This is a genomic window from Mesorhizobium sp. M0028, from assembly GCF_040323855.1.
In the GTDB taxonomy this organism is placed as follows: Bacteria; Pseudomonadota; Alphaproteobacteria; order Rhizobiales; family Rhizobiaceae; genus Mesorhizobium.
In genome coordinates this window covers 79,682-104,046 of record NZ_JAMYVG010000008.1, presented here as the reverse complement: position 1 = coordinate 104,046, position 24,365 = coordinate 79,682, and the positions used below count along the sequence as shown (strand labels likewise).

General features: G+C 63.1%; 28 protein-coding genes. 15 read left to right on the top strand and 13 right to left on the bottom strand.

Annotated elements, in window-relative coordinates; genetic code table 11:
* Position 1: 1 nt before the first annotated feature.
* Positions 2 to 553: a MaoC family dehydratase gene (locus tag NKJ93_RS17180; protein ID WP_352590334.1), complete on the bottom strand. Its 552-nt coding sequence runs from the start codon at positions 551 to 553 to the stop codon at positions 2 to 4.
* 189 nt (positions 554 to 742) lie between these two features.
* Between NKJ93_RS17180 and NKJ93_RS17175 the strand changes: the two genes are divergently transcribed.
* The gene (locus tag NKJ93_RS17175; protein ID WP_352590331.1) at positions 743 to 1,840 is read left to right on the top strand and encodes a lactonase family protein; all 1,098 of its coding nucleotides are present in this window, start codon (positions 743 to 745) and stop codon (positions 1,838 to 1,840) included.
* A gap of 7 nt (positions 1,841 to 1,847) precedes the next feature.
* Here NKJ93_RS17175 and NKJ93_RS17170 read toward each other — a convergent pair whose 3' ends face one another.
* On the bottom strand, positions 1,848 to 2,561 hold the full coding sequence (locus NKJ93_RS17170; protein WP_023676076.1) for a GntR family transcriptional regulator: 714 nt from the start codon (positions 2,559 to 2,561) through the stop codon (positions 1,848 to 1,850).
* Between the two features lie 258 nt (positions 2,562 to 2,819).
* Between NKJ93_RS17170 and NKJ93_RS17165 the strand changes: the two genes are divergently transcribed.
* The 6 genes from NKJ93_RS17165 (at position 2,820) to NKJ93_RS17140 (ending at position 8,751) form a co-directional block, all read left to right on the top strand.
* Positions 2,820 to 3,908 carry an ABC transporter ATP-binding protein gene (locus NKJ93_RS17165; protein ID WP_352547462.1) on the top strand — a complete coding sequence of 363 codons (1,089 nt, stop codon included), beginning with the start codon at positions 2,820 to 2,822 and terminating at the stop codon, positions 3,906 to 3,908.
* A gap of 36 nt (positions 3,909 to 3,944) precedes the next feature.
* A complete protein-coding gene (locus NKJ93_RS17160; RefSeq protein WP_023716671.1) occupies positions 3,945 to 5,234 on the top strand; it encodes an ABC transporter substrate-binding protein in 1,290 nt (429 codons plus the stop codon).
* A gap of 197 nt (positions 5,235 to 5,431) precedes the next feature.
* Entirely contained in the window at positions 5,432 to 6,343 is a 912-nt protein-coding gene (locus NKJ93_RS17155) for an ABC transporter permease (protein WP_352590328.1), read from the top strand.
* A 4-nt stretch (positions 6,344 to 6,347) separates the two neighbouring features.
* Complete coding sequence (locus tag NKJ93_RS17150) at positions 6,348 to 7,166, top strand: ABC transporter permease (RefSeq protein WP_352482762.1); 819 nt, start codon at positions 6,348 to 6,350, stop codon at positions 7,164 to 7,166.
* A gap of 2 nt (positions 7,167 to 7,168) precedes the next feature.
* Complete coding sequence (locus tag NKJ93_RS17145) at positions 7,169 to 7,909, top strand: aspartate/glutamate racemase family protein (protein ID WP_023716674.1); 741 nt, start codon at positions 7,169 to 7,171, stop codon at positions 7,907 to 7,909.
* A gap of 5 nt (positions 7,910 to 7,914) precedes the next feature.
* On the top strand, positions 7,915 to 8,751 hold the full coding sequence (locus NKJ93_RS17140; RefSeq protein WP_352482761.1) for a GNAT family N-acetyltransferase: 837 nt from the start codon (positions 7,915 to 7,917) through the stop codon (positions 8,749 to 8,751).
* Between the two features lie 51 nt (positions 8,752 to 8,802).
* Here the strand turns inward: NKJ93_RS17140 and NKJ93_RS17135 are convergent, their stop codons facing one another.
* The 6 genes from NKJ93_RS17135 to NKJ93_RS17110 all read right to left on the bottom strand — a co-directional run bounded on the left by NKJ93_RS17135 (position 8,803) and on the right by NKJ93_RS17110 (position 13,743).
* Complete coding sequence (locus NKJ93_RS17135) at positions 8,803 to 8,949, bottom strand: hypothetical protein (RefSeq protein WP_352465989.1); 147 nt, start codon at positions 8,947 to 8,949, stop codon at positions 8,803 to 8,805.
* A 76-nt stretch (positions 8,950 to 9,025) separates the two neighbouring features.
* A complete protein-coding gene (locus NKJ93_RS17130; protein ID WP_352590325.1) occupies positions 9,026 to 10,318 on the bottom strand; it encodes an NAD(P)/FAD-dependent oxidoreductase in 1,293 nt (430 codons plus the stop codon).
* Positions 10,315 to 11,298 carry a branched-chain amino acid ABC transporter permease gene (locus NKJ93_RS17125; protein WP_352482888.1) on the bottom strand — a complete coding sequence of 328 codons (984 nt, stop codon included), beginning with the start codon at positions 11,296 to 11,298 and terminating at the stop codon, positions 10,315 to 10,317. The genes NKJ93_RS17130 and NKJ93_RS17125 overlap by 4 nt, the downstream gene beginning before the upstream one ends.
* Complete coding sequence (locus NKJ93_RS17120) at positions 11,295 to 12,203, bottom strand: branched-chain amino acid ABC transporter permease (RefSeq protein WP_352482758.1); 909 nt, start codon at positions 12,201 to 12,203, stop codon at positions 11,295 to 11,297. Before NKJ93_RS17120 ends, NKJ93_RS17125 begins: the two co-directional genes overlap by 4 nt.
* Positions 12,200 to 12,949 carry an ABC transporter ATP-binding protein gene (locus NKJ93_RS17115; RefSeq protein ID WP_023716680.1) on the bottom strand — a complete coding sequence of 250 codons (750 nt, stop codon included), beginning with the start codon at positions 12,947 to 12,949 and terminating at the stop codon, positions 12,200 to 12,202. The genes NKJ93_RS17120 and NKJ93_RS17115 overlap by 4 nt, the downstream gene beginning before the upstream one ends.
* On the bottom strand, positions 12,946 to 13,743 hold the full coding sequence (locus tag NKJ93_RS17110; RefSeq protein ID WP_352590322.1) for an ABC transporter ATP-binding protein: 798 nt from the start codon (positions 13,741 to 13,743) through the stop codon (positions 12,946 to 12,948). The genes NKJ93_RS17115 and NKJ93_RS17110 overlap by 4 nt, the downstream gene beginning before the upstream one ends.
* A gap of 125 nt (positions 13,744 to 13,868) precedes the next feature.
* On the opposite strand from NKJ93_RS17110, the gene NKJ93_RS17105 reads away from it, so the two are divergent.
* The 6 genes from NKJ93_RS17105 to NKJ93_RS17080 are packed head-to-tail and all read left to right on the top strand — an operon-like array spanning position 13,869 to position 18,242.
* On the top strand, positions 13,869 to 14,606 hold the full coding sequence (locus NKJ93_RS17105; protein ID WP_084642406.1) for a GntR family transcriptional regulator: 738 nt from the start codon (positions 13,869 to 13,871) through the stop codon (positions 14,604 to 14,606).
* The gene (locus NKJ93_RS17100) at positions 14,603 to 15,091 is read left to right on the top strand and encodes a DUF3830 family protein (protein WP_352482754.1); all 489 of its coding nucleotides are present in this window, start codon (positions 14,603 to 14,605) and stop codon (positions 15,089 to 15,091) included. Before NKJ93_RS17105 ends, NKJ93_RS17100 begins: the two co-directional genes overlap by 4 nt.
* Positions 15,092 to 15,445 carry a TIGR04076 family protein gene (locus NKJ93_RS17095; RefSeq protein WP_352482752.1) on the top strand — a complete coding sequence of 118 codons (354 nt, stop codon included), beginning with the start codon at positions 15,092 to 15,094 and terminating at the stop codon, positions 15,443 to 15,445.
* Positions 15,442 to 16,497: an aldo/keto reductase gene (locus NKJ93_RS17090; protein ID WP_352482750.1), complete on the top strand. Its 1,056-nt coding sequence runs from the start codon at positions 15,442 to 15,444 to the stop codon at positions 16,495 to 16,497. The genes NKJ93_RS17095 and NKJ93_RS17090 overlap by 4 nt, the downstream gene beginning before the upstream one ends.
* 8 nt (positions 16,498 to 16,505) lie before the next feature.
* Positions 16,506 to 16,934 carry a DUF4440 domain-containing protein gene (locus tag NKJ93_RS17085; RefSeq protein WP_023716686.1) on the top strand — a complete coding sequence of 143 codons (429 nt, stop codon included), beginning with the start codon at positions 16,506 to 16,508 and terminating at the stop codon, positions 16,932 to 16,934.
* Positions 16,935 to 16,982: 48 nt separating this feature from the next.
* Entirely contained in the window at positions 16,983 to 18,242 is a 1,260-nt protein-coding gene (locus tag NKJ93_RS17080) for an ABC transporter substrate-binding protein (RefSeq protein WP_023716687.1), read from the top strand.
* A gap of 74 nt (positions 18,243 to 18,316) precedes the next feature.
* On the opposite strand, the gene NKJ93_RS17075 is transcribed toward NKJ93_RS17080, so the two are convergent.
* The 3 genes from NKJ93_RS17075 to NKJ93_RS17065 form a co-directional block, all read right to left on the bottom strand.
* A complete protein-coding gene (locus tag NKJ93_RS17075) occupies positions 18,317 to 19,234 on the bottom strand; it encodes a sigma-70 family RNA polymerase sigma factor (RefSeq protein WP_352482747.1) in 918 nt (305 codons plus the stop codon).
* Positions 19,235 to 19,256: 22 nt separating this feature from the next.
* Positions 19,257 to 19,796 (bottom strand): dihydrofolate reductase family protein, encoded by a 540-nt coding sequence (locus NKJ93_RS17070; protein ID WP_352590318.1) that lies wholly within the window; start codon positions 19,794 to 19,796, stop codon positions 19,257 to 19,259.
* Between the two features lie 138 nt (positions 19,797 to 19,934).
* Positions 19,935 to 20,474 carry an Lrp/AsnC family transcriptional regulator gene (locus NKJ93_RS17065; protein ID WP_352590315.1) on the bottom strand — a complete coding sequence of 180 codons (540 nt, stop codon included), beginning with the start codon at positions 20,472 to 20,474 and terminating at the stop codon, positions 19,935 to 19,937.
* Positions 20,475 to 20,522: 48 nt separating this feature from the next.
* On the opposite strand from NKJ93_RS17065, the gene NKJ93_RS17060 reads away from it, so the two are divergent.
* Together NKJ93_RS17060 and NKJ93_RS17055 are read left to right on the top strand one after the other, a co-directional pair.
* The gene (locus NKJ93_RS17060; RefSeq protein ID WP_023716690.1) at positions 20,523 to 21,704 is read left to right on the top strand and encodes an MFS transporter; all 1,182 of its coding nucleotides are present in this window, start codon (positions 20,523 to 20,525) and stop codon (positions 21,702 to 21,704) included.
* Positions 21,705 to 21,753: 49 nt separating this feature from the next.
* Positions 21,754 to 22,182, top strand: a complete 429-nt coding sequence (locus NKJ93_RS17055) for a GNAT family N-acetyltransferase (protein WP_352482743.1) — start codon at positions 21,754 to 21,756, stop codon at positions 22,180 to 22,182.
* On the opposite strand, the gene NKJ93_RS17050 is transcribed toward NKJ93_RS17055, so the two are convergent.
* Both NKJ93_RS17050 and NKJ93_RS17045 read right to left on the bottom strand, forming a co-directional pair.
* The gene (locus tag NKJ93_RS17050; RefSeq protein WP_352547484.1) at positions 22,183 to 23,307 is read right to left on the bottom strand and encodes an anhydro-N-acetylmuramic acid kinase; all 1,125 of its coding nucleotides are present in this window, start codon (positions 23,305 to 23,307) and stop codon (positions 22,183 to 22,185) included.
* Between the two features lie 5 nt (positions 23,308 to 23,312).
* Complete coding sequence (locus NKJ93_RS17045) at positions 23,313 to 24,314, bottom strand: serine hydrolase domain-containing protein (RefSeq protein WP_352590312.1); 1,002 nt, start codon at positions 24,312 to 24,314, stop codon at positions 23,313 to 23,315.
* Positions 24,315 to 24,365 lie beyond the last annotated feature (51 nt).

Genomic DNA, 24,365 nt, shown 5'->3' with positions numbered 1-24,365 from the left:
CCTATCTCTCCGTCTTGCCGGCGAAATCGGCCGGATTGCGGTACTTCACCGTCTGCAGGTGCTCGCAATAAAGCACGAGCTCGCCTTCGCCCTTGAAGACTTCATAGCTGGCGCGGATCAGCCCCATTTCCTTGTATTTCGGCTTCTTGTCGAGGTTGGAGCGGATCGAATAAATCGTGTCGCCGATGAACACCGGCTTGATGAAGCGCAATTTGTCGTAGCCATACGAAAAGGCGTTGATGCAATTGGTGGCGACGAGCCCGAGCCCGGCCGAGAACACGAAGGCGCCGGCGACCAGCCGCTTGCCGAAGATGCCTTCCGTTTCGGCGAACATCTGGTCCTGCACGTATGGATGGATGTCGAGCACCAGCGTATTGAAGAGATGGCTGTCGCCCTCGGCAATGGTCCGGCGCAGCGAACGGATCTTCTGGCCGACCGGCCAGTCTTCGTAGAACCAGTTCTCCGCGTTCCAGACGGGAAGGTCGGCGTGTTCCTTCGGCATGTTGGCGGGGTGTGTCGATGCCACGCCCACGGTTGGCGCGAAACCGCTCATGACGACTTTCCCGGGCAGCGGGAATCGTCCATCAGGGCGCGCCGCAGACCAGCGAAATGCATGATCGATCCTCCCGTCAATCTTCTTTTGTGAATAGTATTTTCACATATGGGGTTGTGTTGCAAGCGAGTCTCGGCGAAATTTTGCTGCGATCCGCGGCGGCCAACGCCGGCGGAACAGGAGGAAATGATGCAGAATGCCTGTCTGGTTTTCGTCGGCAGCCTCAATCGCGACGCCCCATATTTTCAGGGCGCGCGCGGCGTCGGGCTGGGCGTCTATAGTTTCGACGAGGGGGCGCTGGAGACGAAGAAACTGGCCGAGACGGGAGGCATCGACAATCCGACCTTCCTGTCGGTGACGCCGGATGGCTCCTACATCTACGCCAATTCCGAAGTGTTCACCTGGCGCGAAGGCGTGGTCTCGGCCTACCGTTTCGACAGGCAGGCCGCCACGCTGTCCTACATCAATAAGCAGCCGACGCTGGGCAGCATAACGGCGCACAACACCATCACGCGCGACCGGACGAAGCTATTGGTCGCCAATTACGGCATGGGCGAGGGTGGCCCCGATCGCTCGGTCGTGGTCTTCGGGCTGCGCGACGATGGCGGCCTGGCCGCGCCATTGTCGAGCGTCGCCCATAGCGGGACCGGACCAGACCTCGCACGCCAGGAGCGGCCGCATGCCCATAGCGTAACCGAGACGATTGCCGGCGGTGTTGCGATCGTCGCCGACCTCGGCATCGACCGGCTGGTGTCCTACCGCATCGGCTCAGACGGCAGCCTGACCAAACTGGCCGAGTCGGCGCTTGCGCCCGGCGCAGGTCCGCGCCATCTCGCGCTGCATCCGGGCGGCCGCTTCGTGTTCGTCATGAACGAACTGGATTCGACGGTCGTCTCGCTGGCGCTGGACGAAGCATCAGGCAAGCTTACAGTGGTCGACAGCAAGCCGGCCGTGCCGGCCGAGGCACGCGACGGCAATCACTGTGCCGACATCCAGATCTCGCCCGACGGCCGCTTTCTCTACGGCTCCAATCGCGGCCATGACAGCATCGCCGTGTTTTCGATCGACCAGCAAACCGGCAGGCTTGCCCTTGTCGACTATACGCCTTGCGGCGGTGCCACGCCGCGCAATCTGGCACTGACGCCCTCGGGCGGCCATCTGTTCTCGGCCAACCAGAATGCCGACCGCATCTCGATTTTCGCCCGTGATGCCGCAACCGGCCGGCTGACCGACACCGGCCGATCCATCGGCATTGGCACGCCGATGTGCGTGAGGATCGTGCGTTGACGCGATCTCAGAACTCGAGCGCCTGCCTGAGTGCCGGGCCGCTCCTGACGCGCAAATCGAGGTCGGCCTCGATATGGTCGATGTGGTGCAGCATCAGCGCGCTGGCGCGTTCGGCATTGCCATTTTCCAGCGCCTCGAGGATCTGCGTGTGCTCGTTGTGGCCGCAGCTCGAGATACCCGAGCGGCCATAGAGCGCGATCACCAGAGATGAACGAGCGACCAATTCCTCCATGAAGCGCTGCAGGATGACGTTTCCCGCGACCGACGCCAGCAGCAGGTGAAAATCCCCCGACGCCTTGATCTCCGATCGCCTTGCGTTCGGTCCGCGTTCGGCGATGAAACGGCCTTCTTCGTCGAGCTGGGCCTTGAACGCGGCGACATGCGCCGGCGTCATCCGCCCGGCGGCGGCAATCGCGATGCCGGGTTCGATCAGCCGGCGCGAAGCAAAGACCTGCCGCGCTTCCTCCGGCGACGGATTGGCGACGAAGGCGCCGCGATTGCGCTCGGTGCGCACCAATCCCTCGAAGGAAAGCATCTGCAGTGCGGCGCGCGCCACGGTGCGGCTGACATCGAACAGCGTGCCGACTTCGCCTTCGGAAAGCTTGGTTCCGGGCGCCAGCCGGCGATCGACGATCGCGTCGCGCAACTGGTCGCGGATCGCCTGCGCGCGATCCTCGTTGGCGGCCTCGATAGCAGGGAAAGTCTGGTCGGCAATGTTCATGGCGGGGATCCTGCGTACTTCTACCCTGAATCGCATCGCTTGGACGAGAGACAAAGTGAATACAGGGATGAAAAAGATTGCATGCGATTTTTGCGAGGATCGGCGGCGATCGCCTATAATTTGTGCATTGCACAAGGATGCCATATCGGCAGCCATGTCGATGCAGCCCTGATTTCTTCGAGGATTCAGTCGGTTGGTGCGGCGGCGCGGAACTGGCACGCATGATGCTTTGGCTAATCCGACCAAAGGGGAAGCTGGATGTCCAAAGCCGCCGAAATCGACATTGTGTCCGTTTCGAAAGTCTATGGCGCGACGACTGCCGTCGAAGGCATCAGCCTGAAAATCCCTGCGGGAACCTATTGCTGCCTGCTCGGTCCGTCCGGCTGTGGCAAGACCTCGACGCTGCGCATGATCGCCGGGCACGAGAGCATATCGAGCGGCGATGTGCGGCTCGGCAACACAGTGGTCACCGACCTGCCGCCGGCCAGGCGCGGCACTGCCATGATGTTCCAATCCTACGCGCTGTTTCCGCATCTCGACCTGATCGACAATGTCGCGTTCAGCCTGAAGATGAAAGGCGTCGGCAAGGAGGAGCGCCGCGCCAAGGCACTCGACATGCTGAAGCTGATGCAGATGGAGGCATATGCCAGCCGCCGTCCGGCGCAGCTTTCGGGCGGCCAGCAGCAGCGCGTTGCTCTTGCGCGCGCACTGATCACCGATCCCGAGGCGCTGTTGCTCGACGAACCGCTTTCGGCGCTCGATCCGTTCCTGAAGATCCGCATGCGGGCCGAACTGAAGAAGCTGCAGACGTCGCTCGGCATCACTTTCGTCCACGTCACCCACAGCCAGGAAGAGGCGATGGCGCTGGCCGACCTGATCGTGGTCATGAACGACGGCCGTATCGAGCAGGCGGCGCACCCTCGCACGGTGTTCGAGCGGCCGGCCACGGCCTTCGTCGCTCGTTTCATGGGCGACCACAATGTCATCTCCGGCCGCGTCACCGGTAGTCGTGACGGCATGGTTGTTTTCGATGTGCCCGGCGGTGTCACGCTCGCCGCCAGCGGGCAGGGCAGGGCGACCGGGGAGCCCATCGACATCGCCATTCGCACCGACCACGTGCGGATCGGCGAGCCGCCGGCGGCGGGGCTCGGCTTCACCGGCATCGTTTCAAACGTCGAGTACCGCGGTTCGACCGTGAAGCTCTCGGTCAATGGCGCGGGCATCGAGGATTTCACGGTGATCGTCGACGACACCAGCTTCTTCGCCAGCCCGGTTGCCGTCGGCGACGCAGTGCCGATCGCCTGGGACGCCGAGGACGCGATCGTCCTTGGCCGTCTCGATTCCTGAAATCCAGCATAACCAACCAAAACAGGGGAACTGAACATGACCAACACCACAGACAAGAAGACTGGAATATCGCGTCGCTCGCTGCTCAAGACAGGCGCCGCCGCCGTCGGTTTTGCCGCCGGTTCCGGCGCCATATCAGGCTTTCCGACCATCTGGGCGCAATCGAACATCACGTTGCGCCAGTTCGGCACCGGCGTGTCCAACCTCAATGCCATCGCCGACAAGTGCAAGGCGGATCTCGGCATCACGCTGGAGATGACGGCAACCGATTCCGATGCCGCCGCCCAGCGCGCGGTAACGCAACCCGACAGCTACGACATCGCCGATATCGAATACTGGATCTGCAAGAAGGTGTTTCCGACAGGCGTCCTGCAGCCGATGGATGTCACCAAGCTGAAATACTACGACGAGCTCGTGCCGCTGTTCAAAACCGGCAAGCTGACGCCGGACAGCGTCATCGCCCAGGGCACCGCGCCGCACACGGTCGGTTACGTCGAGGCGCAGGACAGCAAGGTATTCGCCAAGGCGCCGACCAATTGGTTCACCATGGTGCCGACGATCTACAATGCCGATACGCTCGGCATCCGCCCCGACCTCGTCGGCCGTGACATCACCACCTGGGCCGACATCATGGATCCGGCCTTCAAGGGCAAGACAGCCATCCTCAACATCCCGTCGATCGGCATCATGGATGCGGCGATGATCATGGAAGCCACTGGCAATATCAAATATGCCGACAAGGGCAACATGACCAAGGAGGAGATCGACAAGACGATCGATTTCCTCATCAAGGCCAAGCAGGACGGCCAGTTCCGTGCCTTCTGGAAGTCCTTCGACGAAAGCGTCAACCTGATGGCTTCAGGCGAAGTGGTGATCCAGTCGATGTGGTCGCCGGCCGTGGCCGCGGTCCGCTCCAAGGGCATCGCGTGCCGGTTCCAGCCGCTCAAGGAAGGCTACCGGTCCTGGGGTGGCGGGCTTGGCCTGGCAGCCCATCTCTCCGGCGCCGAACTCGATGCCGCCTATGAATACATCAACTGGTACACGTCCGGTTGGGTGGGCGGCTACCTCAATCGCCAGGGCTACTACTCGGCCAACATGGTGTCGGCCAAGAAGTTCATGTCCGAGGACGAATGGGGCTACTGGATCGAAGGTAAGCCAGCAAAGGGCGATATCCTGTCGCCGGACGGCAAGGTCATGGAAAAGGCAGGCGCCGTGCGTGACGGCGGCTCGTTCGAAGAGCGCATGGGCAAGGTCGCCTGCTGGAACTCGGTCATGGACGAGGACCGCTATATGGTAAAGCGCTGGAACGAGTTCATCGCTGCTTGATGCCCTCTGCCTTCTCCCCTTGTGGGAGAAGGTGGATTGGCGCGCAGCGCCAAGACGGTTGAGGGGTGCTGGACGGAGCACTGTTGGTGCCAAGCTGGAACACCCCTCATCCGACCGAGCTTCGCTCGGCCACCTTCTCCCACACGGGGAGAAGGGAACACCCCTCAGTCGCATCGCCGACTTGGACCGAGAGATAGATGGCAGTAGCGCTCGAACAATCCACGCACGTTACGTCTGCGAAGCCGGCCAGACCTAGGCGCTCCTTTGCCGGCGTCGCACCCTATCTCCAGGCGGCACCGCTGGCGCTGATCCTCGGCGCGTTCCTCCTGTTGCCGATCCTGATGATCGCCGTGGTCTCATTCTGGGACTACGATTTCGCGGCGATGTATCCGGATTTCCTGACCACCAACTATGCCGACTCGCTCGGCTCCTGGGTCACCTGGAAAACCTATCTGAACACGCTGAAATACGCCGCCATCGTTTGGGCGCTGACGCTGTTCATCGGTTTCTGGGTCGCCTATTTCCTCGCCTTCCACATCAGAACCACAGCCATGCAGATGGTGCTGTTCCTCGTCTGCACCGTGCCGTTCCTGACCTCCAACATCATCCGCATGATCTCGTGGATTCCAGTGCTTGGCCGCAATGGCCTGGTCAACTCGACGCTGGTGCAGATGGGGCTGATCCCGAAGCCGATCGAATGGTTGCTCTATTCCGAATTCGCCGTGGTGCTGGCCATGGTGCATCTCTATACGCTGTTCATGGTGACGCCGATCTTCAACACGCTGATGCGCATCGACAAATCGCTGATCGAGGCCGCGCGCGACGCCGGCGCTTCCGGCTGGCAGGTTCTGTGGAACGTCGTCATCCCGCTTGCCAAGCCCGGCATGGCGATCGGCACCATCTTCGTCGTCACCCTGGTGATGGCCGACTTTTCGACGGTGCAGGTGATGTCCGGCGGCCAGAGCGCCTCTGTCGCGCTGATGATGAAAAACCAGATGTCGCTGCTGCAATATCCGGCAGCCGCCGCCAACGCCGTCGTGCTGCTGGTGCTGGTGCTGTTGATGGTCGCGGGCATCCTGCGCATCGTCGATATTCGCAAGGAGCTGTGAGGCGATGAGCCACGACAAGCGCACCTTCGAATTCTACGTGCTGGCGGCCTTCTTCGCGCTTTTCGTGCTATTCCTATACGGCCCGCTTTCGGCGATCCTTATCCTGTCCTTCCAGGGCGAGAATGGCGGTCTGACGTTTCCGTTGAACGGCGTTTCGCTGCACTGGTTCGCCAATCTGTTCGAGCGCCAGGCGGTCGGCGATTTCGGCGGCAGTTTCAAACGCTCGCTCGTCCTTGGCCTGATGGTGATGATCGTCACGGTCGTCGTGTCGCTGCTTGCCGGCCTTGCCTTCCGGCAGAAATTTCGCGGCGCAACTGCCTTGTTCTATCTGGCCGTCGCCAGCCTCGTCGTGCCGTCGATCATTATCAGCCTCGGCATCGGCGTCGTCTTTCAGCAGGTCGGCTTCCCCCCCGCCTGGTACACGTCTGCTTTCGGCGCCCATCTGACCTGGACCTTGCCTTTCGGCGTGCTGATCATGTTCGCGGTCTTCAACCGGTTCTCGCCGGCCTATGAGGAAGCCGCGCGGGATCTCGGAGCATCGTCGTGGCAGACCTTCGCCCATGTCGTTCTGCCGATGATCGCGCCCAGCCTGATCGGTGTCGGCCTGTTCGGCTTCACTCTGTCATATGACGAGTTCGCCCGCACGCTGATGACCTCGGGGACCTTCAACACGCTGCCGCTCGAAATCTACGGCATGACGACGAATGTGACGACGCCGGTGCTCTATGCGCTCGGTACAGTGACGACCGTGTTTTCCTTTCTGGTGATCCTGCTGACGCTCGGCGCAATCGTCTATGTCGGCCGCCGCCGGGAGCGTGCCTGACAGTGCAGATCCTCGTCGTCAATCCAAACACCACCGCCAGCATGACCGAGACTATTGCGGCGGCGGCCCGATCGGTCGCTGGTCAATCGACGAAGATCGTTGCCGTCACCTCGACGATGGGCCCGGTTTCGATCGAAGGCTATTACGATGAAGCGCTTGCCGTACCCGGCCTGCTGGTCGAGATCGCTGCCGGCGAGCGCTCAGGCGCGCAGGCTGCGATCATCGCCTGTTTCGACGACACCGGCCTCGACGCCGCACGCGCCATGGCCAACATTCCGGTCATCGGCATTTGCGAGGCAGCGCTCAGCACGGCCTCGTTCATCGCCCAGCGCTTCACCGTCGTCACCACCACCGGACGCTCGCACGTGCCGGTCGAAGGGTTGGTGCAGCGCTATGGCATGGCGGGGCGCGCGCGCGTGCGCGCTGCCGATATCCCGGTTCTTGCCCTCGAAGATCCGGCATCCGATGCGCTCCTGAAGCTGCGCAACGAGATTGCGCGCGCCATCGACGAGGATCGCGCCGAAGCGATCGTGCTCGGCTGTGCCGGCATGGCCGACTTGGCGGCCGCGCTGCAGCGGGAATTCGGGCTTCCGGTCATCGACGGCGTCGGCGCCGCAGTCAAGCAGGCCGAGGCCTTGATAACGCTTGGCCTGACGACATCCAAGCGCGGCGCCTATGCAAGCCCATTGGCAAAGCCCTATCATGGTGCGTTGAAGTCCTTCGCGCCTGATGCCGCCGAGTGATCGCAATGCCCCGAACGATCCGAACGCTCGCACGTGAAGAAATGCAAACCCTTGTCGATTGGGCGGCGGCGGAAGGCTGGAACCCCGGCCTCAGCGACGCAGCGCTGTTCCAGACAGCCGACCCGCAGGGCTTCATCGGCGCCTTTATCGACGGCGAGATGGCGGCCGGCATTTCAGCCGTTGCCTATGGCGAGGAATTCGGCTTCATCGGCCTGTATATCTGCCGGCCGGACAGGCGTGGCCAAGGCCATGGTAAGGCCGTTTGGGATGCCGGCATGGCGCGGCTCGACAACCGCACGATCGGCCTCGACGGCGTCGTCGAACAACAGGCCAACTACCGCAGCATGGGTTTTGCGCCGGCCTACCGGACGATACGGCTCATGGGGTCGTCGAATGCCCCGGCAGCCGCCGGCAGCGACATTCGCGCCGTAGGGCCGGAACTCGTGCCGGACATACTGGACTATGACCGCCGCTTCTTTCCCGGCCCGAGGCGATCCTTCCTGGAGCACTGGCTGCGCCCGCCGCATATGGCCCATGCGATCGTCAAGCACGGCGCCATTGCAGGATATGGCGTCGCGCGCCAATGCCGGGACGGCTGCAAGATCGGCCCGCTCTTTGCCGACAGCCTGGATGCAGCGAGCCGTCTCTTCGCCGCACTCGCGCACATGTCCGGTCCCGGAAACGTCCATCTCGACGTGCCCGAGACCAGCGGGCAATTTGCAGATTTGCTGTCGTCCGCCGGCCTTCAACCCGGCTTCGAGACAGCTCGGATGTACAAGGGAAGGGCGCCGCAGCTCATGCAGTCCGGGGTTTTTGCGATAACGACGTTGGAGCTTGGCTGAAACGGTGCAAGCCGACGTCTAGCGTAAAGTCGGGCAACACGAATATCTGGTCTATTTTTCCTGAACCGAAATGCCGGAATCGTCGATACGAAGTTCCACGCCTTTCGGCTTAGTCTCCTCGCGATAAACATAGATGCCCAAGGCAATGACGGCGACGGCCAAAGCGCCGATGATGAGATAAAGATAGTTCTGCTTCATCCGCTGTCGTTAACAACATGATGTGAGCGAGTCTAGCAGTTCGGGTATCAGGACGACGGACGGACACGCGCGTCGATCAGCCATCCAGCCGGTCGCGCAGCATGCTCCAGGGGAGCACCATGTTTGGTGCATGCCGCATCAGGCTGTGGAACGGGATCGGCGACGACGGTCCAAACGGCAGCGGCAAATCCTGAGGCTTTGTTCCATCAGCCCAGTCGGCAAGCACCTTGCCCATGGCAGTCGTCATGGCGATGCCGCGCCCATTGCAGGCAAAGCCCGCAACCAGGCCGGGGCCGAGATCGACGAGGCGCGGCAGGAAGTCGGGCTCGACTGCAGCCATGCCCGACCAGCTGTAGTCGATCGGCGGCATTCCCGGGAGATCGAGATGCCTGGCAAGCCGTCGCCAGATCGCCCGCGGCACCCGCGTGTCGGCACCGGGGCCAAAAACATGCATGCCGCCGGTTATCAGCCTGTTTTCGCCATCGAAGCGGAAGGTGAAAAGATTGCGCCTGGTGTCGCCGACGCCTTGCCCGCCCGGAAGCAACCGGGTGCGGTATTCGCGCGGCAGCGGCGCCGTCGCGATCTGGAAGATCTTCAGTGGGAAGTAGGTTCGCTGGAGCGTACGCTCGAGCTGTCCGCCATAGGCGTTGGTGGCGACCAGCACTTTTTCGGCACGGACCGAACCGGAGGCCGTCTTCAGAGTCCAGCCACCCCCTGTCCGCTCGATCGATTTAACCCGCGTATGTTCGAAGATGCGCGCACCGGCCTTTTCCGCCGCGTCGGCCAATCCGCGCGCATATTCGACCGGATTGAGGACGCCACCCGATCTGTCGATCCAGCCACCGAGATAACCGCGAACCCCGGTCAGCTCTTCGACCGCCTGTCTGTCCAGCGCGACAGTCTGTCTTCCGCGTTGTGCCCATTGTTCGGCGCGCGATCTGGTCTTTTGCAAAGCGGCCGGTGAATGGGCTGGTTGTATCCAGCCGCTCTGGACGGCATCGCATTCGATGGCATGCCGCTTGATCAGGGCAAAGACGAGGTCGGCGCTGCCGGCGGCGAAATCGACAAGGCGTTCGCCGCGTTCGGGCCCAAGCTGGGCAATGATATCGTCGGGGTCTCTTTTCGCGAAATTCGGCACGACGAAGCCGGCGGTCCTGCCGGTTGCCCCCCAGGCGATGATTTCCGCCTCGAGGACGGCCACCGAGATGCCTCTTTCGGCGGTGTGCAGCGCGGTTGAAAGGCCCGAAAATCCGCCGCCGACTATCGCCAGATCGACATCGAGTGCACCTTCGAGCGCCGGCCGGTCGCGGCGGTTGCGGCCGACGGCGTGCCATAGCGAAAGGCCGCGTGGCACGGCAACGTTGCTCATGACCGTGCAGCGCTCTCGTCCGGAGCCGCTTTCGCGCCCTTGCCGAACCTTGCGCGTCGCGGCCTGTCGCCGAACAGGCCGTTCGGCCTGACCAGAAGGATGACGCACAGCATCACGCCGATGGCGACGATCTGCAGTGAGGCGGCGCGGGCCTGCTGTTCGGGCGAGAACAACACACTCGTCAAGGCTCCTGATCCGGCCCAGATCGCCCAGACCAGGATACTGCCGATGACGGCGCCGATATTGCTGCCCGAGCCGCCGACGATCAGCATCACCCAGACCTGGAAAGTCAGCGCCGGCAAATAATTGTCCGGGGCGATGAAGCCGGTGAAATGCGCCTGCAGCGCACCGGCCAGCCCCATGATGGCGCCGCCGACGGCAAAGGCCTGGACCCGGTAGAACCGCGCGCTTTTTCCCAGGGATATCGCGGCCCGCTCATCCTCGCGAAGCGCCTTCAACACGCGCCCCCACGGGCTGCGCGACAGATGCTCCAGCGCGAGATAGACGATCAGCGTCACCACCGAGACGACGGCAAGATTCGACAGGTTGAACAGTAATGGGGTTTCGGCAAGACCGCCGAACGGACGCGGAATGAAGCCGATGCCGAACGGGCCGCCGGTCAGCGTCTGGGCATTGAGAGCCACCAATTGCACGACGACGGCGACGCCAAAGGTGGTGATCGCCAGATAGTCCGATCTCAGGCGCAGCGTGGCGATGCCGGTGATGGCGGCGGCGACACCGCCCACCAGCATGGCGCCGAGCCAGCCGACAAGGATCGGCAGATCGAAGCCGCCGAGTCGCGCGGCATCGTCGGGCGTGGTCAGCAGTGCCGAGGTGTAGGCGCCGATGGCAACGAAGCCGGCGACCCCGACATTGAAAAGCCCGGTCAGCCCCCATTGCAAATTGAGCCCGAGCGTGACGAGCGAAAAAATCAGCGCGGTGGTCAGGAAGAAAGCGCCGTAGCCGAGCAGATCCATCAGCGTTCCCCCACTCCGAAAAGGCCGATAGGCCGCACGAACAGCACCGCCATCAGGATGATGAAGGAGATGGCCGCCCGCCATTCGGCGCCGATCAATTGCACCGCGCCGGCTTCGGCCAAACCGATGATCAAGCCGCCGAGAACGGCGCCGGGCACACTGCCGATGCCGCCGAGGATGGCGGCCGCGAACATCGGCAGCAGCATCTCGAAACCCATGAACGGGCGGATCTGAATGAGAATGCCGATCATGACGCCGGCGACACAGGCCAGCCCCCCGCCGATGATCCAGGTGACGCGCACGACTTTGGCGACGTCGATACCGACAATGCGGGCAAGTGCCGCGTTCTGGCTCAACGCCTGCATCGAGCGGCCGGTCTGGGTACGCGTCATCAAAAGATGTACGCCGAGCACCAGAACGGCGGTCAGCAGCAGCAGCGCGATTTGGTCCGGGGTGATGCGAATGCCGAAGCCTATCGGCATGGCGATCTGGATCGCCCGGCTGAAATAGGTCGGACGCGAGGTGAAGATGAATTCGAGCAGGCTTCTCAGCGCCATCGAGGCGCCGAAGCTCGCCATCACCACGATGATCGCCTGGCCCTTGGCGCGCAGCCGCGCGAACAGCACCATGTCGAGCGCCAGCGCCAGCAGGCCGGTGGCCGCCATGCCGATGATGAGCGCGACGATCAGCGGCCAGCCGAAGGAGAGGGGTGCGATCGGCGCGATCTTGCCGAACATCGCGCCGATAGCGCCAACCACGGCGAGCGTCGCATAGGCGCCCCAGGCCATGAAGTCGCCATGGGCGAAGTTCGAGAAGCGCAGGATTGAATAGGTGAGCGTCACGCCGATGGCGCCGAGGCCGATCATCGAGCCTGCCAGCAGCCCGTCGGCGACGAATTGCAGGTTCATGCCGCGCCTCCTTTTCCAAGGTCGGGGCGGCGCTGGCCAAGATAGAGCTCGGCGACGACAGGATCGTTCCAGAGCTCGGAGGCGATGCCCTGGTGCCGGTCCTTGCCCTCGACCAGCACGTAGGCGCGATCGCCGATCGCAAGCGCTGCCTTGGCGTTCTGTTCGACCAGCAGAATGGTGACGCCGGATTTGCGGATACCGGCCAGCATCTCGAACACCATCGCCACGAATTTCGGTGACAGGCCGGCCGACGGTTCGTCGAGCACCAGCACCGTGGGATGGACGATCAACGCCCGGGCGACGGCCAGCATCTGCCGCTGTCCGCCCGAGAGATTGCCCGCGGCCGTTCTGCGCTGACGGGCGAGATCGGGAAAGGCCGCATACATTTCCTCGATGCGGGCAGGGATCTCGCGCGGCCTCAGGATGCCGCAGGCGACCTTCAAATTGTCCTCGACCGACATCAGCGGGAAGATGTTTTCGGTCTGCGGCACGAACGCAAGGCCAAGGCGGACCATGGTGTGGGCGGGCGCCGCCGTGATGTCCTTGCCGTCCAGCAGCACGGTGCCGCCGGTGATCGGGACAAGGCCGGCGATGGCCTTGATAAGGCTCGACTTGCCGGCGCCGTTGGGACCGAGGACGACGACGATCTCGCCCTGGTCGACGGTGATCGAAGCGCCGCGCACGATCGGCACGCCGGGCTCATAGCCGGCTTCGAGACCGCGGACGTCGAGTACCGTTTGGCTCATGCAGCGCCTCCGAGATAGGCCTCGATGACGCGCGGGTCGCGCGCAACCTCGTCCGGAGTGCCCTCGCACAGCAGCTGGCCGCTTGCCATGACCAGCACCCGGTGGCAGAGCCGCGTCACCATGTCGATATTGTGCTCGATCAGCAGGAAGGTGATGCCGCTTCTGTTGATATCGCGGATGCGGTCGATGATGACTTCAAGAAGCGTCGCATTGACGCCGGCCGCAGGTTCGTCGAGCAGGATGATTGCCGGATCGGCCATCATGACGCGGGCCAGTTCGAGCAGCTTGCGCTGGCCGCCCGAAAGCACGCGCGCCGGCTCGTGCGCCAGGCGGGCGAGCGTGACGAGCTCAAGCAATTCGATGGCTCTCGTCTCGGCCGCCCGCTCTTCGGTGGCGACCCGCCGCGGCGTCAGGAAATTGGCGAGCAGTCTTTCTCCGGCCTGCCCCTGCGCGGCCAGCATGACGTTTTCGATCAGTGTCAGATTGGGCAAGGGCCGGGGGATCTGGAACGTGCGGCCAAGGCCGCGGCCGATGCGGCGATGGGCAGCTTCCCCCGACACCGATACGCCGTTGAGAAGGATTTCGCCCCTGGTCGGCAGGATGCTGCCGGCCAGCAGGTCGAACATCGTCGTCTTGCCGGCGCCGTTCGGGCCGATAAGGCCGAGTATTTCGCCTGGCTGGACGTCAAACGAGACATTGTTGACCGCGACAAGGCCGCCGAAGCGTCTGACGACGTTCCTGGCCGTCAGAACCGGCGTGCGGATCTCCTCCTGCCGTTCTGTCGTGTCGCCCATCAATCCCTCTGGCCGAAAGCGATCTTCGCCGCCTATGATTTGTGATCACACTTGCTTTGATCACGCTATTCGGCTTTAATTTCTTCCGCAAGCCGAAAACGGGCCGAATGGCCACCGGGAACGCCATGCAGAAGGCCGCCATCGAACGGAATAACGAAACGATCGCAGCCCAGCTTACGCCGGTCGGCCGCGAAACCGTGCAGGATCGCGTCTATTCGGAGCTGCGCCGTGCCTTGATCGGCGGCCTTTTTGAGCCGAGTCAGGTGCTGACCATCCGTGGCCTCGCCGACGCGCTGATCACCAGTACCATGCCGGTGCGTGAGGCGCTCGGGCGGTTGATCACCGAGAAGGCGCTGGAGGCGCTTCCCAACCGCTCGGTGCGCGTGCCGCCTATCACGCTGGAGCGTATCGACGACCTCTTGCGCGCCCGCTCCCTCATAGAGGGCGAAGCGATAGCACTTGCCGCTACACGCATGAATTCGCGCCAGATAGCCACGGTCGAAGCCATGCTGGGCCAATGGGACGAGATGCGGGCGCTGAAGCACAAGAAGGATATCGACCGCGAGGCGACGCTCAACCAGAGCTTCCACTTCGAGATCTACCGATGCTGTGGCTCCGCCGTGCTGATCCCGATGATCGAGAGCCTGTGGCTGCAATCCGGGCCGTGCATTCGCGTGGCCATTTACGCATTTTCCGATGCCGGTGAAGTCGATACCGCCCACTACCATCGTAGTATCGTCGCAGCGCTTTCCAGGCAGGATGCCCAGGCAGCGCGCGAGGCGCTGGTGGCGGACATCAGCCGGCCCTTCGCCTTCCTGCGCGACAAGCTCCAATCCGCAAGCAAAGAAGGATTGAGGGCATGACGACGCCTGGCATCAGGATCACCGAGCCACGCTCGAAGCTTTCCGTGACCGCGCTGCTGTTGCCTGAAAAGGCGCCCGACAACGCCGCCTTCCTGCTGGCCTATCTCGAGCAGCCGCGCGTCGTTGCCGGCATCCATGCGATGTGGACCGGGCCGGAAATCTCCTGCCCGGTTCCATCAGCCGAACTTGAGGGCCAAACCTATGCCAGGCCCTTGCCGGCGGAGAACGCAACGCTAACGCCGCAGCCGGGTGACATCGTGTTGTCCTACGTGCCGCCGCGCATGTGGGGCGGCAACCCGAATGCCATCTTCGACATCGGCTTGTTTTATGGACCGGGCGCGCGCTTGCTGTTCCCGATCGGCTGGCTTGCCGGAAGCGTCGTCGCGCAGGTGCGTCCCGAAGAGCGCGATCAATTCGCTGCCGCCTGTGGCGCGATCCGCCGCAACGGCGCCTGTGACATCACCTTCACCCGGGTGGAGATCTGAATGGCCGACGACAGTTTCGAACTCTTCGACCTTCGCGTCGAGGCGGTCGTCCCCGAGGGCAAGCCGATCTATTGCGGTGCCAAGGCCGGCGACTATTTCGAGTTGAAGGGCGAGATGCTGTCGATGCCGACGGGGCAGGGCTTCTCGATCTATTCCATTGCGGCAGTGTTGCCGCTTCTGGCCGCAAAGCAACGCCCGACCCACAGGAACGACTGGATGACTTCGGATGCCGAGATCGCCTGTCCAGATCCCAATTGCGCCAGCCGGCTCAGGATCGTCAGGACCGGCAAGCGGTGGTTCAGTCATTCAGAAACCACGGCTGTGCCGCTGCCCAAGGAGACTGACCAGAGATGACCGCCAAGGCGTTCGAGCTTAGCCCCGGCTACACGATCTCGCGCGTCATTCGTGGCGGCTGGCAGCTTGCCGGCGGGCACGGCGCGATCGACCGCCAACAGGCGGTAACCGACCTGATCGCCACCTTCGACGCCGGCATCGGGACCTATGACTGTGCCGACATCTATACCGGCGTCGAGGAACTGATCGGTGCCGCGCGCCTGCGGCTTGCCAATGAGCGCGGCCTCGACGCCGCCGCCAAGATGAAGGTGCACACCAAGCTGGTGCCTGACCTCGAAAGGCTTTCCAGCATCAGCCGCGACTACATCAGCAGCATCGTCGACCAGTCGCTGCGGCGGCTGAAGACCGAGCGGCTCGATCTCGTTCAGTTCCATTGGTGGGACTATGCGCTGCCGGGCTACGTCGATGCGATGGGCTGGCTCAACGACCTGCGTCTCCGAGGCAAGGTGCGCAACATCGGCACCACCAATTTCGACACGCCGCGGCTGGCCGAGATCCTGGCCGCCGGCGTGCCGCTGGTCAGCCAACAGCTGCAATACTCGGTACTCGACCAGCGGCCGGCCAACAGCCTTGCGGCGCTCGCCAGCCAGCACGGCGTCAGTTTCCTCTGCTACGGTTCGGTGGCGGGCGGCTTCCTCAGCGAAAAATGGCTAGGCGTTGCCGAGCCACAAACGCCACTCGAAAACCGGTCGCTGGTCAAATACAAGCTGATCATCGACGACTTTGGCGGTTGGGAGCTTTTCCAGGAGTTGCTTCGCACACTGAAGGCCGTCGCCGACCACCACGGCGTCGACATCGCCACCATCGCCAGCGCCTGGGTGCTGGAGCAGCCGCAAGTGGCGGCCGTCATCGTCGGCGCCCGCAACCAGGCGCACGCCCTTGCCAATGCCAGAATCATGGACATCGCGCTCGATGCCGACGACCGGGCGAGGATCGCTGCCGTGATCGCGCAAAGCCGTGGGCCGCTGGGCGACGTCTACACATTGGAACGCGACCGTCACGGCCGCCACGGCTCGATCATGCATTACAATTTGAATGCAGGCAGGAAATGAGCGCGGCCATGGACGAGAAGCCCTCCTTGCTTTCCCGCGCCAGTGCCGAAGTGGTCGATCTCCACCGCTTCTTCGTCGACTGGTTCAATGCGGCGAGTGCGGACAATGCAGATTTCAGCCGCTTCGAACGCGTCATGGGCGAAGGCTTCTGCATGGTTGCGCCGGACGGTCAGGTCCTCGATCGTGACGCGGTGCTCGACCATGTCAGGGCAAGCCGCGCCACCTCTGATGGCGATTTCAGTATCTCGATCGAGGATATCCGGGCCGGCTGGCAGTCAGACGACACGATCGTCGTCTGTTACATCGAAGCACAGCAGCGCGGGGGCAAGCACAGCCGCCGCCGCTCGAGTGCGGTCTTCACCACCAGCTCATCGGCGCCCAACGGCGTCGAATGGCGACATCTGCATGAAACCTGGCTGCAGATGCCGGAAGACTGAACAGGCTCAAGGCGTCAATGAGAGTCGTGTAACGAAAGGGGAACAACAATGAAAAAGACCATACTTCAGATCACCACTGCGCTGGCTCTGGTGACAGCGGCCGGTGCAGCGCAGGCCGCGGATTGCAAGATCACGGTCGGCCTCGTCATGGAACTGACCGGTCCCGCCGGCGAATACGGCCAGGCCGGCGCAAAATCGGTCGAAATGGCCTTCCGCGATATCAACGAGGCGGGCGGCGTGCGCGGCTGCGACCTAGCAACCGACACCCGCGACAGCCAGAGCCAAGGCAACATCGCGGTCGATGCCGCGACACAACTCGTGCAGGTCAAGAAGGTGCCGGTGATCATCGGCGGCATCATTTCCTCGGTGTCGATCCCGATCCTGACCTCGGTCACCGCTCCGGCCAAGATCGTCCAGGTGTCGCCTGCTTCCTCGTCGCCGACGCTGACGGCGCTTGGGCGCGACGGCAAGACCAACGGCATCTTCTTCCGCACCATCACATCTGATGCGCTGCAGGGTGTCGCTGCCGCCAAATACGCCATCGACAAGGGTTTCAAGAAGCTGTCGGTCATCCACGTCAACAACGACTTCGGCGTTAACATGGTGGCGGAATTCTCACGCGCCTATAAGGCGCTCGGCGGCACCATCGTCTCCGACACGCCCTACAATGAAAAGCAGTCGAGCTATGCCTCGGAAGTGACCGCGGCGATGGCCGGCGAACCGGACGGGCTTTATCTCGTCAGCACGCCTGTCGACGGCGCGACCATCGCCCGCACCTGGATTTCGCAGGGCGGTGTCCAGAAGTTCCTGCTCAATGACGGCATGAACAGCCCGGACTTCATCGAATCCGTTGGCGCGGATTACCTGAAGGATGCGTACGGCACTTCCTCCGGCACCAGCCCGACCGCATCGACCGAGTATTTCACCAAAAACTACAAGGAATTTTCGGGCATCGAACCCTCGAACCCGGCGGCCGATCGATCCTATGATGCCGGCGCCATCGTCGGCTTGGCCATCGCCATTGCCGGCTCTGAGGATCCGGCCAAGATCAAGGACGCGATGTACAAGGCGGTCGACCCGGCCGGCACGCCGATCTATGCCGGCAAGGACGAGTTCGCCAAGGCGCTCGGCCTGATCAAGGAGGGCAAGCCGATCCGCTACGAAGGCGTCATCGGTCCGGTCGCCTTCGATAAGTATGGCGACATCACCGGCCCGTTCCGGCTCTGGAAGATCGTCGACGGCAAGGTGACGACCGACGGCGAAATGACGACGGATGACGTCAACGCCTTGCAGGCGAAACTTCAGTAAGCGCCTATGCCCCGTCCGGCATCGATCCCATTTCATTGAGGTCGATGCCGGACACTTGCAGGTCCTGCTGCCGGTTAGGCCGGCCCGGAAACGACCACCGCACCAGCGGCCGGCATGATCCAGGGGCAGGCATAGTAATCGGTGACGCGATTTATGATCCCGCCAGCGGCTTCGATCCGAACCGGATGGGCCGGCTTCCAACCGTCTTCGCCATGGTGAAGCACGAGCAGCACCGCCTCGCTATCGATTATGCCAATCGCCATTTTCCAGGTCGTCGAGGCTCTTTCGTATTCAACGAAGTAAGGTGATTCCGATAGCCTTCCCTTGAAGCAATCCGCGACTTGCAATTGGGCATCCGCGCTGGTCAGCGCCCGTACCCCGTCCCAGTCGCGGCGATTGAACAGTTCGACATAGCGGCTGAGCAATTCCAGAAGTTCCGGATCGCGCTGGGGCTCCGAACGGACGATTGGCTCGCCTGACAAGGCGGCCAATTTGGAGCGGCCACGGCTCAACGCGGCCTTGACGCCACCCACGGTCGAGCCGACGAGATCGGCGATCTCTTCCAGCGAATAGTCGAAGACATCCTTGAGCAGGACGCAGGCGCGTTCCTTGGGCGGCAGGTGGATAACCAGCCGTTCGATCGCGCGATCCGCGCCGTTGCCCACCGGCTCGACCGGCAGGATGATCTCGTCTTCGACGAAATTGGCCTCCGCATGCTGACGCACCTGCCGGCTTCGCAGGAAATCGATGCAGCGATTATGTGCAATGCGAAACAGCCAGGGGCGAAGAGCACTCGCATCGTCCAGCTTCTCGATCTTCCGATAGGCCTCGAACAAGGCTTCCTGCATGACGTCTTCGGCGTCGAGTGTCGAACCAGTCATGCGTGCGCAGTAGCGGTGCAGCCGTCCACGCAAATGCGCGACCGTCTCCAGGAAGCCGGCGTAGCGGACGTCGAAAAGCCCGGTCGGGTCAAGTCTTGGCTGCATCTTCATGGGCATTCAATTTGGCGTTGGATCACAGCGGGACATAGGTCAGCGTGATGACGCCGTTCTTGAAACGGTGCGTATCTATAAGCTCCAGCTTGACCAGGGACGGGTCGACATCCTGGAAAGCGCGTTTGCCACGCCCGACGCGGGTCGGCACGATCGAGAGTTGATACTCGTCGACAAGCCTGTTGGCGAGCAGCGTCTGGTCGAGATTGCTCACTCCATACTTCAGTATGTTGCCGCCGGCCTGTTGCTTGATCCTGGCAATTTCGGCAGCGACGTCGCCTTCGATCAGCGATGCGTTCCAGCTCACCTCCTTGAGGCTGCGCGACGCAACGAGCTTCTTCAGCCCATTCATGCGGTCCATGTACTTGCTGCCTTTGACCTGCGGCCAACGCGCCGAAAACATTTCATAGGTGATGCGGCCGAGCAGGAAAAAATCGGCCTCGCCAGCCTTTTCATAGGAGTGCTCCTTCATCTCCTCGTCGAAGAAGGGCGAGGCCCATTCCATTGGCGCTTCGATGACGCCGTCCAGCGAAATGAAGCTGCCCACGATCAATTTTCTCATCGCATATCTCCGGTTGCGCACAGGCGTCCCGTGAGACCCAAGAACCGGCGAAAACGAACCGGCCCGATGGATGATCACAGGATGCAGTACCTAAGACGTTCCCGGTTCGACTTTGGATACGCTTGAGGATCGTTTGAGTTAATAGAGCGGTTTGGCCATGTGCCGGGGCGTCGGCCACTCCGTCGTAATCCCCGGCTGCACTGGCCGCTCCAGATAGGTCGATAGCACCACGTAACTTCGCGTCGAGGTGACGCCGGGTGTTTCGTAGAGGCGCGACAGCAGGCCTTCGAGCGCCCGCGTGTCCTCGGTGCGGACCTTGATCAGCATGCATGTGTCGCCGGCCACCGAATGGATCTCCTCGACTTCGGGATGTTCGGAAATCGCCATCAGCTCCGGCGTCTTTCCCCACCCCTTGGTATCGATATGGACGAAGGCGAGCAGCGGCTTGTGTACCGCCTTGGGATCGATGATGGCCGCGGTGTTGCGGATGGCGCCACTCCGCCGCAGGCGCTTGACGCGTTCATGGACTGCCGGCGGCGAAAGGCCGACGCGGTCGCCGAGCTCGGCATAGCTGATCGTCGCGTCGTCGACCAGGACGCCTAATATTTTTCGGCCGATTGCATCGATATCGCGGGCGGCAGGCCTGTTCTGCGGAATGCCATCTGTTTCTTCATCCATATTAAAATTCCCGATTGATGCAGAATTTAATACGGCCATTATTGCCATATGTCGAACAGTGATCAAGTCGCCACATTCGCAGCGGCCCCCAAGCCGCCAATCCCGGCACTCGCTTACCTGCTGACCGGGTGCATTGCCGTGATCGGCTCGAACTCGCTTGTGCTCGGTCCGATTGCACCGGCGGTGGCCGCGTCGTTCGGCACAAGCGTGCCGGCGGTCATGATCGCGTCCGCCGCGTTCGGGCTCGGTACGTCGGCAAGCGCCTTGTTCCTAGCGCGCTACATCGACCGGCTCGGCGCCCGCCGCATGCTGCAGGGAGCGTTGCTGCTGCTGGCAATAGCGCTCGTCGCCAGCGCTGCGGCGCCGACGGTGACGGCGCTGGTCGCGGCCCAGCTTCTCGCCGGCATTGCTGCGGGTGTCGCCATGCCGGCAATCTATGCCAGCTCCGCCGCGATTGCGCCGCCCGGTCGTGAAAGCGGGACCATCGGCGTCGTGCTGACCGGCTGGACGCTGAGCATGGTCGCCGGCGTTTCGCTGTCGGCCGTACTTGCCGACCTGGTGCATTGGCGCGCCGTGTTCGCGGCGGTCGCGGTGCTCGCAACACTCGCATTGGCCAGCCTCACGTTGACGTTGCTCAGCGACGTCAGGAAGAGCGGTCCGGCACCGACGCCGCTGGGCGCCTTGGGTGTTCCCGGCATAGTGCCGCTTCTGGTCGCCTGCGCCGCCTTCATGACGGCGTTTTATGGCGTCTATGGCTATCTCGGCGATCACCTTCACAACGGCCTGGGACGGCCGGTCAGTGCCAACGGGCTGGCCGCGCTCGCCTATGGCGCCGGCTTTGGCACGGCGGCACTTCTTGACGGCGTCATCGATCGTCTGGGCGCGCGGCGGGTCATGCCGTTTGCCTATCTGCTCGTCGCGCTCGTCTATGTCGCGATTGCTGCGGCAAGTGGCAGCTTCGGCCTGACCATAGCGATGATAGCCGTCTGGGGCCTTGCCAATCATTTCGGGCTGAACGTCCTGGTGATGCGCCTATCGGCGCTCGACCCTGCGCGCCGCGGCACGATCATGGGTTTGAACAGCGCGGTGACCTATCTCGCGGTGTTCGTCGGCACCACGGCGTTCGGGCCGCTTTATTCCACGTTCGGGTTTGCGGCATCGGCGGTGGTTGCAGCCTTGCTCATGCTGATCGCTGCTGCGGCAGCGGCGTGGCGTTCGCCGAAGCTATAGCGCAGCAAGGCTTGCGTCTCGGCCCGGTCCTTCGATAGATGCTCGTTGGATGGACAATACAACGCTTGAGACAACCGCCAATCCCTTGCCGCACGAGCTGGCTTTTCTTGGAGAGCGGCTTGCGGCGTTCAACGACAGCGATGTCGGCGCCTCCGGCAGGAAGACATTGGCCGTGTTCGTGCGCGATGAGCACGGCGCGATTGTCGCCGGCATCTCGGGATACACCGCCTGGGGCTGGCTCTATGTGCAATGGCTCTGGGTCGATGAAAAGCTGCGCGGCCAGCGCATGGCCGGCCGGATGCTCGAGGCAGCCGAGAGGGAGGCGATGGCGCGCGGCTGTCACGGCGCCTGGATCGACACGTTCAATCCCAAGGCCGCCAAGGCCTATGAGCGCCAAGGTTATCGACCGTTCGGTGCGCTCGCCGACTTTCCCATTGGCCGAAGCCGTATCTTCCTGCAGAAGAAATTGGTGGCTTAACTAGCCGGCAAGGCGTCCGCCGCACATCGGCTGTGGCACGCCGGTCGTGCTGGGGAAGCTGATCGGCAAGCCCCTAAGCACGCGCACAGCCAGGAAGGCAAAACACTCCGCCTCCACCGCGTCGCCCTTCCAGCCAAGCGCCTCCGCCGGCACGGCTTCGACGCCGGCGCGGCTGGCAAGCATGGCCATGATCGTTGGGTTGTGGCGACCGCCACCGCTGACCACCAGCCGCTTCGGCCGGCGCGGCAGAAGATCGAGCGCCTTGCCGACCGCGGCCGCGGTGAAGGCCGTCAGCAGGGCAGCGCCATCCTCGGCATTCATCCCGTCCGCCATCGAGGCGCCGAAATCGAAACGGTCCAGCGATTTCGGGTATGGCTTGGTCAAGTACGGGTGCTGCAGGAGCTTGGCCAACCGTGCCTCATCGACCGTCCCGACGCGAGCCAGCGCGCCGTCGCGGTCCATTTCGCCAAGCCCCTTCGACTTGATGAAGTCGTTCAGCGGCGCGTTGGCGGGTCCGGTATCGAAAGCGATGACATTGTCCTTGCCGTCCCACCAGGTGATGTTGGCGACGCCGCCGAGATTGAGCACCGCCGTGTCGCCGCTGGCGTCGGCTTCGCGCAGCAGCGCGGCGTGATAGGCCGCCGACAGCGGCGCGCCCTGGCCGCCGGCGCGCATGTCGGCCGAGCGGAAGTCATAGGCGACCTTGGTGCCCAGGATGGCATGCATCAGCTCGCCATCGCCGAGCTGGCGACTCTGGCCCAGTCGGCCTACTTGCGGGGCACGGTGCAGCACGGTCTGGCCATGAAAGCCGACGACGCCGATGTCGGCCATGGTCAGGCCGTGGCTTTCGACAAGATCCTTGACCGCCGCAGACTGGGCGCGCGTCAGCGCCTCCTCTGCCTCGTGGAAGATTGCCGGTTCCGGCCCGGTGAAATTCCAGTTCCTTGCCTGCCTAAGCGTCTCTTCCAGCAAGGTCCGGATCGACTGCGGGTAGGGGGCCAGCGTGTAGGTGCCGAAATCCGCGATCCGCTCGCCGTCGGTCTTGATCAGCGCGACGTCGATATTGCCGTCCAGCACGGTGCCGGTCATCAAGCCGACGGCCCACATTGGTTCGCCATTTTTCATGATTGTCAGGCTCCGTTGACGAGATCGCCGACCGCTTGGCGAAGCGCTGCGATCCCGCTGTTGAAATGACGTGTCGGATGGATCCGGTTGGTGAGCAAGGTCCACGCTCTGCTTTTGTCGAAGTCGACCCAAAGCCCGGTGCCGGTGAAGCCGGTATGCCCGATGGTTTCGGGGCTGCACAGCCGGCCGCCGGACCAGCCTTCGTAGGGTCGCTCCCAGCCATGGGTGCGGGTTGCCGACAAGGGCGTGCGCATCAGCGCTATCGAACGCTGCGACGCGCCGGTCCCGTCCAGCAGCCCTCGCGCAAAGTCGAGGACCGAAGCTGCCGTTCCGAACAGCCCGGCGTGACCGGCCCCTTGCAATGCCGAGCAATTGTCGTCGTGGACCTCGCCTGACAGCACGCGATGGCGCCATGTGCAATCTTCTGTGGCCGCCGCTTGACCCGGTTCGGCGGAGAACGCGAAGCCCGGACCGGGATCCATGTCGCGAATGGTCTTGCCGGACAGGCGCTCCAGGACGAAGCCGAGCAGAATGAAGTTGATATCGGAATAGACCGGCTCCCCGACCTGCCACTCGCGCTGCAAGACAAAGGCGCGCAACAGCTCGGGGTCACGCCCATAGGTGTAGATCGGCGCGACGGCGGGAAACGGTGTCTGATGGCCGAGACACTGGCGAAACGTCACCGTCCGCTCCCAGGCTTTTTCGTCATATTGGCGAAGGTCGGGCAGGACCGAAATCAGCGGCGCGTCGAGGTCGATGACGCCTTCTTCCGCCAGTGCCAATATACGCGGCGTGCTGAAGATGATTTTTGTCAGGGATGCCAGATCGAACCAGGTTTCGGCATGCATCGGCCGCACCTTCGGCACCCGCTGGGCCGAGCCGATTGCCCGGACGACGCGTTGGCCGTCCAGGTCGACCATGCCGAGCACCCCGCCGGGAATGCGCGACGCAGCCACCGCCGCTTCGAGTGGGGCAAACGCCCGGTCGAAAAGATCATGGTCGATCAATTGCGGCCTCCGTCTGAAAAGCAGCGATCCGTCCCACTCCCTCTGGCCTTG

What these genes read in the sequence shown, in the direction of transcription:
- NKJ93_RS17180 (WP_352590334.1), bottom strand. Translation starts at nt 553, where the DNA reads ATGAGCGGTTTCGCGCCAACCGTGGGCGTGGCATCGACACACCCCGCC.
- NKJ93_RS17175 (WP_352590331.1), top strand. Translation starts at nt 743, where the DNA reads ATGCAGAATGCCTGTCTGGTTTTCGTCGGCAGCCTCAATCGCGACGCC.
- NKJ93_RS17170 (WP_023676076.1), bottom strand. Translation starts at nt 2,561, where the DNA reads ATGAACATTGCCGACCAGACTTTCCCTGCTATCGAGGCCGCCAACGAG.
- NKJ93_RS17165 (WP_352547462.1), top strand. Translation starts at nt 2,820, where the DNA reads ATGTCCAAAGCCGCCGAAATCGACATTGTGTCCGTTTCGAAAGTCTAT.
- NKJ93_RS17160 (WP_023716671.1), top strand. Translation starts at nt 3,945, where the DNA reads ATGACCAACACCACAGACAAGAAGACTGGAATATCGCGTCGCTCGCTG.
- NKJ93_RS17155 (WP_352590328.1), top strand. Translation starts at nt 5,432, where the DNA reads ATGGCAGTAGCGCTCGAACAATCCACGCACGTTACGTCTGCGAAGCCG.
- NKJ93_RS17150 (WP_352482762.1), top strand. Translation starts at nt 6,348, where the DNA reads ATGAGCCACGACAAGCGCACCTTCGAATTCTACGTGCTGGCGGCCTTC.
- NKJ93_RS17140 (WP_352482761.1), top strand. Translation starts at nt 7,915, where the DNA reads ATGCCCCGAACGATCCGAACGCTCGCACGTGAAGAAATGCAAACCCTT.
- NKJ93_RS17135 (WP_352465989.1), bottom strand. Translation starts at nt 8,949, where the DNA reads ATGAAGCAGAACTATCTTTATCTCATCATCGGCGCTTTGGCCGTCGCC.
- NKJ93_RS17130 (WP_352590325.1), bottom strand. Translation starts at nt 10,318, where the DNA reads ATGAGCAACGTTGCCGTGCCACGCGGCCTTTCGCTATGGCACGCCGTC.
- NKJ93_RS17120 (WP_352482758.1), bottom strand. Translation starts at nt 12,203, where the DNA reads ATGAACCTGCAATTCGTCGCCGACGGGCTGCTGGCAGGCTCGATGATC.
- NKJ93_RS17115 (WP_023716680.1), bottom strand. Translation starts at nt 12,949, where the DNA reads ATGAGCCAAACGGTACTCGACGTCCGCGGTCTCGAAGCCGGCTATGAG.
- NKJ93_RS17110 (WP_352590322.1), bottom strand. Translation starts at nt 13,743, where the DNA reads ATGGGCGACACGACAGAACGGCAGGAGGAGATCCGCACGCCGGTTCTG.
- NKJ93_RS17105 (WP_084642406.1), top strand. Translation starts at nt 13,869, where the DNA reads ATGCAGAAGGCCGCCATCGAACGGAATAACGAAACGATCGCAGCCCAG.
- NKJ93_RS17100 (WP_352482754.1), top strand. Translation starts at nt 14,603, where the DNA reads ATGACGACGCCTGGCATCAGGATCACCGAGCCACGCTCGAAGCTTTCC.
- NKJ93_RS17095 (WP_352482752.1), top strand. Translation starts at nt 15,092, where the DNA reads ATGGCCGACGACAGTTTCGAACTCTTCGACCTTCGCGTCGAGGCGGTC.
- NKJ93_RS17090 (WP_352482750.1), top strand. Translation starts at nt 15,442, where the DNA reads ATGACCGCCAAGGCGTTCGAGCTTAGCCCCGGCTACACGATCTCGCGC.
- NKJ93_RS17085 (WP_023716686.1), top strand. Translation starts at nt 16,506, where the DNA reads ATGGACGAGAAGCCCTCCTTGCTTTCCCGCGCCAGTGCCGAAGTGGTC.
- NKJ93_RS17080 (WP_023716687.1), top strand. Translation starts at nt 16,983, where the DNA reads ATGAAAAAGACCATACTTCAGATCACCACTGCGCTGGCTCTGGTGACA.
- NKJ93_RS17075 (WP_352482747.1), bottom strand. Translation starts at nt 19,234, where the DNA reads ATGAAGATGCAGCCAAGACTTGACCCGACCGGGCTTTTCGACGTCCGC.
- NKJ93_RS17070 (WP_352590318.1), bottom strand. Translation starts at nt 19,796, where the DNA reads ATGAGAAAATTGATCGTGGGCAGCTTCATTTCGCTGGACGGCGTCATC.
- NKJ93_RS17065 (WP_352590315.1), bottom strand. Translation starts at nt 20,474, where the DNA reads ATGGATGAAGAAACAGATGGCATTCCGCAGAACAGGCCTGCCGCCCGC.
- NKJ93_RS17060 (WP_023716690.1), top strand. Translation starts at nt 20,523, where the DNA reads ATGTCGAACAGTGATCAAGTCGCCACATTCGCAGCGGCCCCCAAGCCG.
- NKJ93_RS17055 (WP_352482743.1), top strand. Translation starts at nt 21,754, where the DNA reads ATGGACAATACAACGCTTGAGACAACCGCCAATCCCTTGCCGCACGAG.
- NKJ93_RS17050 (WP_352547484.1), bottom strand. Translation starts at nt 23,307, where the DNA reads ATGAAAAATGGCGAACCAATGTGGGCCGTCGGCTTGATGACCGGCACC.